13 protein-coding genes are annotated in these 12470 nt (G+C 39.1%); 8 read left to right on the top strand and 5 right to left on the bottom strand.

The window, feature by feature from the left end; translation table 11 throughout:
* Positions 1-161: 161 nt before the first annotated feature.
* The 3 genes from WFH18_RS14755 (at position 162) to WFH18_RS14745 (ending at position 3542) form a co-directional block, all read left to right on the top strand.
* Complete coding sequence (locus WFH18_RS14755) at positions 162-1301, top strand: catalase family protein (RefSeq protein WP_086044867.1); 1140 nt, start codon at positions 162-164, stop codon at positions 1299-1301.
* Positions 1302-1471: 170 nt separating this feature from the next.
* Positions 1472-2677, top strand: a complete 1206-nt coding sequence (locus WFH18_RS14750) for an alpha/beta fold hydrolase (RefSeq protein ID WP_121980342.1) — start codon at positions 1472-1474, stop codon at positions 2675-2677.
* A gap of 229 nt (positions 2678-2906) precedes the next feature.
* Positions 2907-3542 (top strand): SOS response-associated peptidase, encoded by a 636-nt coding sequence (locus tag WFH18_RS14745; protein WP_086044868.1) that lies wholly within the window; start codon positions 2907-2909, stop codon positions 3540-3542.
* A 41-nt stretch (positions 3543-3583) separates the two neighbouring features.
* Here WFH18_RS14745 and WFH18_RS14740 read toward each other — a convergent pair whose 3' ends face one another.
* Positions 3584-3724 (bottom strand): hypothetical protein, encoded by a 141-nt coding sequence (locus WFH18_RS14740; protein ID WP_005107128.1) that lies wholly within the window; start codon positions 3722-3724, stop codon positions 3584-3586.
* A 1604-nt stretch (positions 3725-5328) separates the two neighbouring features.
* On the opposite strand from WFH18_RS14740, the gene WFH18_RS14735 reads away from it, so the two are divergent.
* Positions 5329-5670, top strand: a complete 342-nt coding sequence (locus WFH18_RS14735; RefSeq protein ID WP_005263030.1) for a hypothetical protein — start codon at positions 5329-5331, stop codon at positions 5668-5670.
* Between the two features lie 103 nt (positions 5671-5773).
* Here WFH18_RS14735 and WFH18_RS14730 read toward each other — a convergent pair whose 3' ends face one another.
* Together WFH18_RS14730 and WFH18_RS14725 are read right to left on the bottom strand one after the other, a co-directional pair.
* Positions 5774-6010, bottom strand: coding sequence for a hypothetical protein (locus tag WFH18_RS14730; RefSeq protein ID WP_005263031.1), 237 nt, complete (start codon positions 6008-6010; stop codon positions 5774-5776).
* Positions 6011-6630: 620 nt separating this feature from the next.
* On the bottom strand, positions 6631-6861 hold the full coding sequence (locus tag WFH18_RS14725; protein ID WP_004646792.1) for a hypothetical protein: 231 nt from the start codon (positions 6859-6861) through the stop codon (positions 6631-6633).
* Between the two features lie 271 nt (positions 6862-7132).
* Here WFH18_RS14725 and WFH18_RS14720 point away from each other — a divergent pair, with 271 nt between their 5' ends.
* Positions 7133-7609 (top strand): CinA family protein, encoded by a 477-nt coding sequence (locus WFH18_RS14720; RefSeq protein ID WP_004280184.1) that lies wholly within the window; start codon positions 7133-7135, stop codon positions 7607-7609.
* A 101-nt stretch (positions 7610-7710) separates the two neighbouring features.
* On the top strand, positions 7711-8331 hold the full coding sequence (locus tag WFH18_RS14715) for a hypothetical protein (protein WP_005100825.1): 621 nt from the start codon (positions 7711-7713) through the stop codon (positions 8329-8331).
* 67 nt (positions 8332-8398) lie between these two features.
* Here the strand turns inward: WFH18_RS14715 and prpC are convergent, their stop codons facing one another.
* Together prpC and prpB are read right to left on the bottom strand one after the other, a co-directional pair.
* The gene (gene prpC, locus WFH18_RS14710; protein ID WP_005100827.1) at positions 8399-9538 is read right to left on the bottom strand and encodes a bifunctional 2-methylcitrate synthase/citrate synthase; all 1140 of its coding nucleotides are present in this window, start codon (positions 9536-9538) and stop codon (positions 8399-8401) included.
* A 4-nt stretch (positions 9539-9542) separates the two neighbouring features.
* Complete coding sequence (gene prpB, locus WFH18_RS14705; protein ID WP_005100829.1) at positions 9543-10427, bottom strand: methylisocitrate lyase; 885 nt, start codon at positions 10425-10427, stop codon at positions 9543-9545.
* 230 nt (positions 10428-10657) lie between these two features.
* Between prpB and WFH18_RS14700 the strand changes: the two genes are divergently transcribed.
* Positions 10658-11305 carry a TetR/AcrR family transcriptional regulator gene (locus tag WFH18_RS14700; RefSeq protein WP_121980353.1) on the top strand — a complete coding sequence of 216 codons (648 nt, stop codon included), beginning with the start codon at positions 10658-10660 and terminating at the stop codon, positions 11303-11305.
* Between the two features lie 113 nt (positions 11306-11418).
* Entirely contained in the window at positions 11419-12339 is a 921-nt protein-coding gene (gene argF, locus WFH18_RS14695) for an ornithine carbamoyltransferase (RefSeq protein ID WP_004280178.1), read from the top strand.
* The last annotated feature ends 131 nt before the right edge of the window (positions 12340-12470 follow it).

The following is a 12470-nucleotide window of genomic DNA, read 5'->3' as shown; positions in this document are numbered from 1 at the left end:
ATACTCGTCCTAGAAAAGCGTTAGATTGGCTTACACCATTAGAGAAATTTGCTCAGCTTGTTGATTATCATAAGACTTTTCAAACTGTCGCACCTCATGTTTGAATTCGCCTAGGCTAAAAAATTAAAACTAACTCTAGCTTTATAGCAAGGAGAAAATTAATGTCTAACTTTATAAGACCTCTATGCTCGGGTCTAGTTTTCCCTTCTCTAATGGCAATAAGTATTTGTAGTACTGCATATGCTAATGCTTTCCCTATAACCTCTAACTCTTCAAAAGATAATATTCATCCCAATATAGATCATCATTTAAGTGAAAGTCTTTATGCTGATGAAGCAGCCATAGCTAAAAAAATCGCAGATATAATTGAGATATCTATTCGGAAAGAGTATTCCACAGGTATCGCGCTACGTGATGCCCATCCCAAAGCACACGGTTGCGTACGCGCAGAATTCAAAGTAGATGAAGCTCTTCCCAAAAACTTGGCTCAAGGTGTTTTTCTTCCGGGAAAAACATATCAAGCCTGGATTCGTTTCTCTAATGGGTCTAAAAATGCCCAACAAGCAGATATTAAAAAAGATGCCCGTGGCATGGCGATAAAACTTTTGGGAGTACCGGGAGAAAAGCTTTTAGATGATGAAACCTCTACTCAAGATTTCATTATGATCAATCATCCTGTCTTTTTTGTGAATGATCCAGTCCGATATATGTCATTTATGCAAGATATAAATAGCGATAGATTTTTCAATAAGCTCCATATTCCTTTTGCATTAGGAGCTAAAGGAACCTGGATTGCCTTAAATACGAGAAATAAAATTTCTAATCCTTTGCAAACTAGATATTGGTCTATGGTGCCCTATCAATTAGGAATAGGCACTGATCGTCAAGCTATAAAGTATTCAGCTCAAGCATGTTCGACAGTGACAGATCCTCTTCCACATGCTCCGCATCATAATTTTCTAAGAGAAAAATTGCGCAAACATTTGCAAAAAAGTGAAGCATGTATGGAGTTTCTGATACAGCCTAGAACATCAAACACCATGTCAGTCGAAGATTCCATGACTGAATGGCAAGAAAGTGAGGCGCCTTTCTATAAGGTCGCAACTATCCGCATTCCTCAGCAAGTTTTTGATACACCTGAACAAAACAAGTTTTGTGAAAATCTCTCTTTTACACCATGGCATACACTACCGGAGCACAAACCTCTGGGAGTAATAAACCGAATGCGAAAAGTGATTTATGATCGTATTAGTAAAGTTAGACATGATATGAATTCTACTCACAGATCAGAAGCACATTAAAATATAAGTGCTTATATGAAGCTATCAGCTAGACTAAAATAACCAGTTGTACTGCTCATTCGCCTTAACTTAAAAGCTTTAGTTTACAAACTTTGTGCAGAGTTAATTTAGAAACATAAATAAAGCTGCTACATTAAAAATGACATTATAAAAAGGAAAATGGTTCAGTGATGAAAATTAAATCTCCTATTATTCAATTGATCATGAGCTGTTTATGTTTAGGCTCAACATATATAATGGCCTCTCCTCCTCCACTTCCCGATAACAGTAAAATCCAAGCATCTCATATTTCGGAAAAAATACCGGGTACAATATTATCTATACAAGAACAAAATACCGATCTGTTTACGAATGCCTCACAACGTTTCTTAATCAATTATCGCAGTCGTGGCACAAAATCCGAGCCCATCGTCACTTCAGGCTATATCTTGTTACCTAAAGGCAAAGTCCCTAAAGATGGATGGCCTGTTCTGGCTTGGGCGCATGGTACAACTGGCGTTGCTGATACATGTGTACCCTCTGGCGATTATGTGGGTGGGCCAGTCCATGTCTATCAGCAAATCGCTGCTAAGGCATTGAATGCCTGGCTCGCTCGCGGCTATGCAGTTGTTGCACCTGATTATCAAGGTTTAGGCACTCCGGGCGGTCATCCTTATATGAATGCGCGAAGCCAGTTGCATACTGTCGTTGATGCTGTACGAGCGATCCACCATTTAAAGCCTTATAACTTTAGTAAAAATTGGTATGTTATGGGTCATAGTCAAGGAGGTGCAGCATCTCTTAAAGTTGCAGCGTCCGGTCAAAAAGATGCGCCTGAATTTGATCTTCGCGGGGCAATTGCACTGGCGCCAGGCGGTTATCAATATGAAGGAATCGCTGAATATGTTGCCAGCAATTCGCAAATCACGACTGATGTCGCCGCATTTTTTCCAATTGTACTTTTAGGAGCAGAAGCTGCAGACCCGATGCTTGCTCCAGCAAATTTAGTTAGCCCAGAAATGGGAGAAATTCTTAATCATGCACGGAGTCGCTGTTTGTCAGAATTACAGTCGGACCTAAAACAAGCACCTAAGACTGTCTTTAAATCAAATGTAAATCTGGCACCTTTGACAAATTATTTAAAAGAACAGTCTATTGAGAATATGAAACCGACTGTGCCAGTTCTGCTGGTACAAGGTGAGAAAGATCAACTGGTCGATTATCGTGGTACTTATGCTTACTACCAGCAGGTATGTACAAAGCAAAAATCTATCGTCTTCCATCTCGTCAAAAATGGAGATCATCGTGATTCCTTAAGACAGAGCGAATTTCTGATTGGAAACTTTATCAATTCAGTTGGACAAGGAAAAGCTTTGAGCACCTGCCCTACAAAATAACTTGGTGAGCTTTTGCATTTAATCATTAAAAACGCAAATATTTTAATCTTCATATTTATAGAATAGTCCTTTAAAGGAATACTATTCTATAAATATGAAGATAAACTAATGTTAATCCGTATTCTTACTTTGTGTTAAAACTACACTTACGCTTTCGAATTGTTTTGAGCCCATCATTTTTATACCTTAGTTCTTTAGCAGACAATAATTAGAATGAAAGAGGTTATTTATGTGCTCGAACTATGAATTCCCCTCAAAAAAACGTCTTTCCTTATTAGATATTCATGAAGAGCAACTCGAACTGGGCATGAAAACGCATATTTATCCTTTAGCACCCGCACCAATCATTATGCGTGGTGCTGACGAGTATGAGCTGGATATCGCACGTTTCGGACTGATTCCAACCTGGGCGAAAGAACTAAAATATGGCCGGCATACTTATAATGCACGGACAGAAACAGTAGCATCCAAACCAAGTTTTCGACATGCCTGGAAAAACAACCAGTTTGCTTTAGTACCGGTCGATACATTCTATGAACCTAAATATATAGAGGGTAAACCGCACTGGTTTGGTATTTCACGTGAAGATGGCAATCCTTTTACCGTTGCGGCGATTTATGATGACGCACACATTGATGGTGAGAAGATCAGATCATTTTCGATGCTAACCATAAATTCAGATCAACATCCCTTTATGAAACAGTTTCATGACCCGAATGACGAAAAACGCTCGATTATTGTAATTCCGGAAGAATCACGACATGACTGGTTGCACTGCGATCATGAACAAGCCCATGAATTTTTCTTTGAAATGAAAGATGAGTTTATTGCAAAGCCTAGAGATCAACGTTTATCGGGAAATTAAAAAGCCCTAAACCAAGTTAGGGCTTCGTCCATGTGAAAAAGCTATTTTTGCTCTCTCAATGGATTTTCCGGTTCTGCATTGGGTTTCTTCTCTGGTTTGACATGCTTATAAGATGCCTGATTACCCTTGTCATCATTTGATTCTTTATGCGGATTTGATTCTTGCTCTGGCTTATTTGTCATATGTATCTCCTTCATATATCTATTAAGAGATAAATATGACATCTGCTGCTAAACATCAATGTTATTTATGTTGTACATTCAGTTTTCTAAAGAAACAAACTTTCCTTCAAGTGCTCTTTTACATTACATAATTCCTGAAGTCCATCTGAGCAAATAAGCTATTCAGCCTGATCGTAGACGGTACAGCAGAGAATATGAATTCGCGTGCGCGCCGATATCAAATACATGAAATTTTCTAACCTTACCCACTGCCGGAAAAAGTCTTTTCATCTCAGCAAAACCTTTAGGATGCTTGGCCTTAATCAGTCAATCCCCACCAGCTAATGCAGTTTCAGCCTGTGGCCTCTTTTGAATTGCTTCAAGAATTCGAGCATGGGTGATCACACGCATAAATTTTATGGTATTCCAGTTCTAAGCAGCTAAGAATTTATCAAAACGTAATCCTATTGAAATGATTCTTTTATAAAGTATTCCTTGTGAGAAATTATGTTTAGATCCAAAAATTTCATCAGTAAAGAAAAACCCCGCCAACTGATGATTGAACGGGGATTGATCTTCATTAAGATGTCTGATGATTTGGCACATTATTCAATATTTTTCAAGCAATCACGACACTGTTTGACCTCATCATGGTCACACGTGTAGTTAATTTCAGTCGCACCATGAAGACCAAATAAACAAAATATAAATTGCATCATGTTTTTCTCCTAAGTGTAAAAAGCTCAATCTAGGATCAAGCTCTATTGCTTTAAATATAGAATGATTCAATATAAAATGATTGGATCAGCGATCTAGAACAACTTCAGTACTCAGCTCTGTTTAGCCTTTAAGTAAAATTGAAGCTTTTGGGGCTAAGTTCGTACAGGCTCTTCAGCTTGAGTCGTCTGATCCTTTTTACAATGATCACTTTTACAATGCTTGCTGCTCATCATCTGACACATTTTCTCTTTGCAAGATTTAAAACAACAGCCGACCATCACGCCCATGCCAAATGCGCATATACATCTCATCATAGCTTTGTCCTGTCTTTTCGTGAAAAGAGATATATAAATAACATCTATTCATGTATCTCTCCTGAGGGAATTTTCAGGCTTTATGTTGTGTATGAAAACTTATGTGAAAGAGAATGAGCAAAAAATACAATCAGCAAAGAAAAAACCAGATTTAAGACGGAAAAGAAAAAGCCTGTTTAACTCTCCTAAATTAAACAGGCCTTATAATGTGCTGATTTTTAATTATTTTCATTAAGTTCTTAGAATGACGCCAAGATATCACTAGCCATGCAGCCAATCTGTGTAGGATATATAGATGCAATGTTTCAAAATATGAAAAAACCATTACTTTTGTTAATTAAATGACTGTAATTTATCCAAAAATCTTTTTAATGAACAAATAAGACGATTAAACAACCAAAACCTAAGAAGAATTGCTAAACCTATAAATGAGAATAGGTTAATTCAGATTTGTAGGAGAAAATTCCTTATTTCAGTCAATATCGGATGTTATGAATGTTCAATGTCTCATAAAGTTTATAGATCCCTGCTTTCTTTTTAGTCATTTCTCTCTATAATTTTTCATATGAGCAATAACAATATTTTGGCAGCATGAAAAATCGCATACTAATTACTTTATTGATGATTCTGGCAATAAGCGGCTGCCAAAAACAGCAAGCAGAGAATTCAGCCGAGGCTGCTGCAAATATTAAAGCGCAGTTTGAACAGTCAGATAATCAACTGAGTGCTTATCTGGACAAACTCGACTCTTCAACAATTAGTCTGGAAGAAAGAACACGCATCCTGTGTGAACAATATCCTAAAGAATATAAAAATAACTACATGCCTGCTCTGCTAAAACTTGCACCCAAGGAATATACAGAAAAAGAGTTGCTCACAGACCTAGACAATGCCTTGAATTTCTACAAGCTAAAAGCCAATATTCAGTGTTAATAAATACTTAGTCTAATCGTGCAATGAAATATAAAAAACCGCCTGATTCAGGCGGTTTTTTTATGAAGAGCGTAAGTCTTAAACAGAATTAACACTGCGGTTTTCACTGATCTTGTTGCTGTTGGTTACTGTTTTGCTGTGGCTGTTGTTGCTGTTGGCCTTGCTGGTTTTGTTGCTGATTGCGCTGCGGCTGCTGTTGTTGCTGCTGCTGGTTATTTTGTTGCTGATTTGGGTTTTGCTGGTTGTTTTGTTGACGCTGCTGATCTTGATTGCGTTGTTGATTTTGCTGTTGCTGTTGTTGCTGCTGTTTCTGTTGGTCTTGCTGTTGATTATTAGCCATGGTGGTATTCCTTACTATTTGCTTTAAATTAAAAGCCGATAGGTTTCGACTTAATATCCACTCTACGCATTTTTTAGATTTCGCCAACCTTTAACCTGTTACAGATTAATTCAATGTAAAAAATAGTAAGATAAGTACTTGAAGTGGAGATTAATGCGCAACATAAATTACCTGATATAATGCAACAGAAACATAATGAAAGATTATATAGGTCAAAAATTTATTATCCAATAAAAGGAATAACTTAAGTCCTATTTCATATATATGAAATTTTTAATAAAATTTAAAAATCGTTATCAAATAGAACCAATTAATACCTATATTATTGATATCTATTAATATATAAAAATCAATCTAAATCTTCTATATTTTTAAAAGATTAAACAAAATATTAAAAATCCAATTTTTTTGAATATTCTTAATTGTAAGGAAATACGATACTTAACATGACCTCACCAATAACACTTAAGCTGTTTCGAATTTATCTTGACTTTAAGTTAAATATTTTTAGCTATTAATCTGGTATTAACTTAGGTCAAATCATTGTTTGTAATTATATTTATTAATCTATTTATAATGAATAAGCCTCTTTAAAAGAGGCTTATTCTATTCAGTTTTTATTAGATATTGACTACTTTGACGATAATCGTTTGAGTATCTTCCTGCTCTTCGGCCAGATACAAACGTTTAAGCTCTTTGCTTTTCACTTTGAACTGCAAATTCTGATAAGAAATCGTGCTTGGTATCTGATCAAAATATTGACCATCAGCGTCAATTTCTTCCTGAAATAATGGTGTACCCAATTGATAGTCAAGACTTTTTAAGACTACATATTTTACTGTGGTTTTCATTCCAACACCCTACTTTCACTAAGCACTTTATTTTTATTTTTACCACTGTTCCGCCTGAGAAGAAACCTCTATTTTTGAAAATAGCCCAAACTTTAACCACTCAGATTTTGCGATCAGGTCAACATGAAATTACACTGATCTATGAAAAAAATTTTAACTTTCATAAAAATATAAATATAAATATAAATATAAATATACTTGGAGTTGATCGACAGAAAAAAATCTGTCTAGATTGATCTAAAATCACTCCCACAAAGAAAATATAGAGACTATGATAAAAACCTGTTGCGGCTTACTCGAAGAGAAAAACATAAAAATTGCCTTTATCGAAAGCGCAAGTTCTGGATATCTCAGTAGCCAGTTCTCCATTTGTAAAGGAGAAGGTGCCGAAATTCTGATTGGTGGTTTGATCTGCTACGATGTAAGTGTCAAGACTTCAGTATTGGGCATTTCCAAGAATCTGATCAATAGTCATACTGCGGAATCTATGCCGGTAACGGTTGCTCTGGCGGAAGCAGGTAAAAAAATGTTCCGTGATGCTGACTGGATTATTGCCTGTACAGGATTGCTTAAACCAGGTGGTAGCGCGACACCAGAGAAACCGGAAGGGACTTTTTTTGTGGCCATTAATGATGGCACGCAAATCCATCAGTTCCAGTATTATCTCAAAGGCTCGCCACTTGAACGCCTTAATAAACTGTCAGCTGTGGTTGCACATGACATGATCAATCTATTGAATAACAGCTAAGCTTTCAAAGTTACTATGTAGCCTGAATAAGCTTCATTATTTCTACCGTATTTTAAGATAGATTGGCATGATCAAATGCCAATCTATTTTTTGAGGGTGGAATGACCATGAATATTAAAACCGCACTGCTTCTGCTCCCTCTGAGCTTGCCCAGTCTGGCTTTCGCTACTGTAGGCGGCCCACAAAATATTGAAGTTCTAGGCTATGAAGTCAAAGAACAGAAGCTTTATATCATGCGTCATTATCTTGATGGTCGTGGACGCTTGCCTCAACTGTATTATTATAATTTTAAATCCCAAAAACCAAATCAACTGGTTCAGGTCAATTCCTTATATATCAATCCTAAAACCAAGCGCATCGATTATGATCAAGACAGTCGCAAGTTTGATCAGGACATTGCCAAAATCAAAAAACGTTTAGTTCCATTAAATCCAATTCAAAAATCAAAGCCACAGCTTAAGGTGTTAAAGACAACGAAAGGTAGCGCGCCTGCCTGGCATGATCCTCAGGAAAAAGTGCCAAAATGGACCTATCAATATCAAGTAAAATCCAGCTTACAAAAAAGTCCGGTTCAGCAAGCAGTCAGTTATCAGCAAGGCTTGAAAATTAGCCAGGCCTATAAAGTTCCGAAACAGAATAAAACCCTGGTAATAGTAAAGTATCTGGGTATTCCTTTTGAAACAGGTTATAGCATTGAAGATCCGGCACTGTTAAGTCGATAACAGAATTCACTAAAAAAAATAAGGTCTCAATTGAGACCTTATTTTTTATTTTTACTACAGAAACAGATTAAGCTGCGGTAGAACGTTCAGCGATTGGCACTACTTTACGCAGTTCAGGACCGGTATAGTCCGCGCTTGGACGGATAATACGGTTGTCTGCACGCTGTTCCATCACATGCGCTGCCCAGCCTGTCACACGCGACATGACAAAGATCGGGGTAAACAGCTTAGTTGGAATGCCCATGAAATGATAGGCAGATGCATGGAAGAAATCCGCATTACAGAATAATTTCTTCTCACGCCACATGACTTCTTCACAGCGTACAGAGACTGGATACAGTACCGTATCACCGACATCTTTGGCCAAACGCTCAGACCAGACTTTGATAATGCCATTACGCGGATCATTGTCCTTATAGATCGCATGACCGAAGCCCATGATTTTTTCTTTACGTTCCAGCATGCCCAGCATTTCACGCTCAGCTTCTTCTGGTGATTTCCAGTTTTCAATCATGTCCATCGCAGCTTCGTTAGCACCACCATGTAAAGGGCCACGCAAGGAACCGATTGCACCGGTAATACAGGAATGCATATCTGACAGCGTTGATGCACACACACGAGCGGTAAAAGTTGAAGCGTTAAATTCATGCTCTGCATACAGAATCAAGGAAACATTCATCACCTGTTCATGTAATTCGTTTGGCTTTTCACCATGTAGTAAATGCAGGAACTGTGCACCGATTGAATCATCGTCAGTATTTTCTTCAATACGCACGCCGTCATGGCTATAACGATACCAGTAACAAATGATTGTCGGCAAAGTTGCCAAAATACGGTCTGCGATATCCTGTTGATGTTCAAACGACAGCTCAGTTTCAAGATTGCCCAGCATAGAAACGCCTGTACGCATCACATCCATTGGATGCGAGTCGGCAGGAATACGCTCAAGGACCTCTTTTAATGCCTGAGGTAAAGTGCGCAAGGATTTCAGTTTGGCTTTATAGGCTGCCAATTGCTCTGATGTCGGCAATTCTCCGAAGAAAATCAGGTAAGCGACTTCTTCAAACTGGCAATGTTCAGCCAGATCCTGTACGTCATAACCGCGATAGGTCAGGCCTGCGCCACTTTTGCCTACTGTTGAAAGTGAGGTTTTACCTGCCACTTGTCCGCGCAATCCTGCGCCAGTGAGTACTTTTCCTTCAGCCATTTTTTTAATTCTCCTGTTTAAACAGTTTATCTAATGTGTCTTCGAAGCTGTGATAATCTAAAAATTCGTAGAGTTCTTTTCGTTGTTGCATGATATCCAGCACATTTACCTGAGTACCATGTTCGCGCACCGAACGCATCACTTCAAGTGCAGCTTTTTGCATTGCACGTGTCGCTGACAATGGATACAGCACCATGCCAATACCCTGCTCACCCAGTTCATCTACCGTATAATAGGGTGTATCACCAAATTCGGTAATATTTGCCAAGACTGGAACACCGACCGCATCACACACTGTACGGTACATGGTGATATCGGTCATCGCTTCAGCAAAGATCGCATCTGCGCCCGCTTCAACACAGGCAGAAGCACGGTCAATCACGGCTTGCAGGCCTTCTTTTTGCAGCGCATCGGTACGCGCCATTACCACAAAGTTTGAATCGGTTTTCGCATCTACAGCCGCTTTGATACGATCGACCATTTCCTGCTGCGATACGATTTCTTTATTTGGACGATGACCACAGCGCTTCTGTGCAACCTGATCTTCAATATGAACCGCAGCGGCTCCTGCAGCAGTCATCTGTTTGATCGTGCGGGCAATATTTAATGCACCGCCCCAACCGGTATCGATATCGACCAGTAAAGGTGTATCCACACGCTCAGTGATCCGGCGTACATCTTCAAGAACATTATCTAGGCTGGTCATGCCCAGATCAGGCAAACCATAAGAATAATTCGCGACACCCGCACCTGATAAATAAATGGCTTTATAACCGACCTGTTTGGCCATCATGGCAGCATAGGCATTTACCGTGCCCATAATTTGCAATGGTTTCTCGACTTCAAGCGCTTGTCTAAATCTTAAACCTGCAGACATTTGTTCTGTCATCTTCCTTTTCCACAGTCTTGGCTATAATTATTGAAATTCGAGTATACTCATTTGGCTTGCTCATTCCATAACCTGATAGAACAAATACTCTAAAACTTTAGTCAAATTTTTAAGTTTTGCTTTACCTAATTAGCAAATAGCGCACTTATCTGGCGCAATTATGAAATATGTGCATATATTTGCTATGATGGCGTTTCAATCTCTATTGACATGTTGATGTACTATCTCCTATGCAAGACCTCGCCCTAGAACCGCTCGCCAAAGATCTGCCACAGACCAAACGTGGTCATGAGCGTTGTATTGCGCTGCTGATCAGTGCAACCGAGCTATTTCTGGAACGGGGTTATGATGCTGTGTCTCTGGATGATATCGTCCAGCATGCCGGTGGCTCTAAAGCCTCTATTTATAAGTACTTTGGCAATAAAGAGGGCTTGTTTAAAGCCATCTGCGATTATCGTCGTATCAAGTTTTTTGAAGATATCAGTATTCCGATCGAACTGATGGCACTGGATTTTCGTAGTTATTTAGTACACACGTTGCTTAATTTTTATCACCAGATCATGCAACCTGAAAATTCGGCCTTTATGCGTCTGGTGCTGGAACAAAGTCAGCGCAATCCGGAACTTGGTCAACATATTCATGAGCGAGGCCCGGTGCATGTGCAAAGTGCCATTGCCACGGCTTTAGAACAGGCAGATGCGCAAGGTTTATTGCATTGCAAAAATCCACAATATTCGGCGCAGCTGTATTTTGGTATTTTGCGCAATCTGGAATGGCGTATTCTGATGGGAATTCCGGTACAGGAAGATGATCAGGAAATCGACAAATACATCAGTTATTGTGTGGATCGCTTTTTAGACGGTCATCAAAAAGTCTAGTTTTTTTGCATTTTTCATTGCTTATAGTATATTAGCCGATTCCGTATTTTTTCTTAAACTAACCAACAACTGATTGTTGATCGAGTTTTTCGGCAATTATTGTGGAGTAACGAATGGCTCTCCGTCACTTTCTCACCTTACGCGATTTATCAACTTTAGAACTTAACCAGATTTTGCAACGCGCAATTGAGCTTAAGCGCAAACAGCATAACAATGAAGTGTTCCAACCATTTGTTGGTAAAGTGATGGGCATGATTTTTGAGAAATCGAGTACCCGTACGCGTGTTTCGTTTGAAGCTGGCATGAGCCAATTTGGTGGTAGCGCGATTTTCCTGTCTTCACGCGATACCCAGTTAGGTCGTGGTGAACCGATTGAAGATTCTGCACGTGTGATTTCAAGCATGCTGGATATCGTGATGATCCGCACTTTCGGCCATGATATCGTGGAGCGTTTTGCATCTTATTCAAAAGTTCCAGTGATTAATGCTTTAACAGATGACCACCATCCTTGCCAGCTACTTGCTGACATGCAGACTTATGTAGAGCAACGTGGCTCAATTGAAGGTAAAACTGTTGCCTGGATTGGTGATGGCAACAATATGTGTAACTCTTATATTGAAGCTGCACATATGTGGGGCTTTAATCTGAAAATTGCAGCGCCAAAAGGCTATGAGCCACAAGAAAAATTCCTGTCTGAATTCGCGCATTGTGTGGAACTGGTTCCTTCTGCTGAAGATGCAGCGGTGAATGCTGACCTGATCGTGACTGATGTTTGGGCAAGCATGGGGCAGGAAGAAGAGCAGAAGATCCGTGAAAAAGCCTTTGCAGATTATCAGGTGAATGAACGCCTGATGGATCTTGCACATCCGGATTGCTTGTTTATGCACTGCTTGCCTGCGCATCGTGGCGAAGAGATTTCAGAAAATCTGCTTGACCATAAAAATGCTGTAGTTTGGGATGAAGCAGAAAATCGTTTGCACGCGCAAAAAGCCTTGGTTGAATTCCTGATTAATGAAAATCTGAAAAAAGACTAGGGTGTGTTGACACTTTTAGTTTAAAAAAATAGCGAAGTAGTAAAATCAAATCGCCAAACCCAATTTTACTATTCGCTATGCCTCGTACCATGCTGACAGATCAACACTGGCAAAAGTTGAAAGTTATTCTG

The organism is Acinetobacter sp. USHLN143 (assembly GCF_037145695.1).
GTDB lineage: Bacteria > Pseudomonadota > Gammaproteobacteria > Pseudomonadales > Moraxellaceae > Acinetobacter > Acinetobacter fasciculus.
This window is presented reverse-complemented; position numbering and strand designations above follow the sequence as displayed.

Coding starts and splice junctions, on each gene's coding strand:
- WFH18_RS14755 (WP_086044867.1), top strand. CDS start 162: ATGTCTAACTTTATAAGACCTCTATGCTCGGGTCTAGTTTTCCCTTCT.
- WFH18_RS14750 (WP_121980342.1), top strand. CDS start 1,472: ATGAAAATTAAATCTCCTATTATTCAATTGATCATGAGCTGTTTATGT.
- WFH18_RS14745 (WP_086044868.1), top strand. CDS start 2,907: ATGTGCTCGAACTATGAATTCCCCTCAAAAAAACGTCTTTCCTTATTA.
- WFH18_RS14740 (WP_005107128.1), bottom strand. CDS start 3,724: ATGACAAATAAGCCAGAGCAAGAATCAAATCCGCATAAAGAATCAAAT.
- WFH18_RS14735 (WP_005263030.1), top strand. CDS start 5,329: ATGAAAAATCGCATACTAATTACTTTATTGATGATTCTGGCAATAAGC.
- WFH18_RS14730 (WP_005263031.1), bottom strand. CDS start 6,010: ATGGCTAATAATCAACAGCAAGACCAACAGAAACAGCAGCAACAACAG.
- WFH18_RS14725 (WP_004646792.1), bottom strand. CDS start 6,861: ATGAAAACCACAGTAAAATATGTAGTCTTAAAAAGTCTTGACTATCAA.
- WFH18_RS14720 (WP_004280184.1), top strand. CDS start 7,133: ATGATAAAAACCTGTTGCGGCTTACTCGAAGAGAAAAACATAAAAATT.
- WFH18_RS14715 (WP_005100825.1), top strand. CDS start 7,711: ATGACCATGAATATTAAAACCGCACTGCTTCTGCTCCCTCTGAGCTTG.
- prpC (WP_005100827.1), bottom strand. CDS start 9,538: ATGGCTGAAGGAAAAGTACTCACTGGCGCAGGATTGCGCGGACAAGTG.
- prpB (WP_005100829.1), bottom strand. CDS start 10,427: ATGACAGAACAAATGTCTGCAGGTTTAAGATTTAGACAAGCGCTTGAA.
- WFH18_RS14700 (WP_121980353.1), top strand. CDS start 10,658: ATGCAAGACCTCGCCCTAGAACCGCTCGCCAAAGATCTGCCACAGACC.
- argF (WP_004280178.1), top strand. CDS start 11,419: ATGGCTCTCCGTCACTTTCTCACCTTACGCGATTTATCAACTTTAGAA.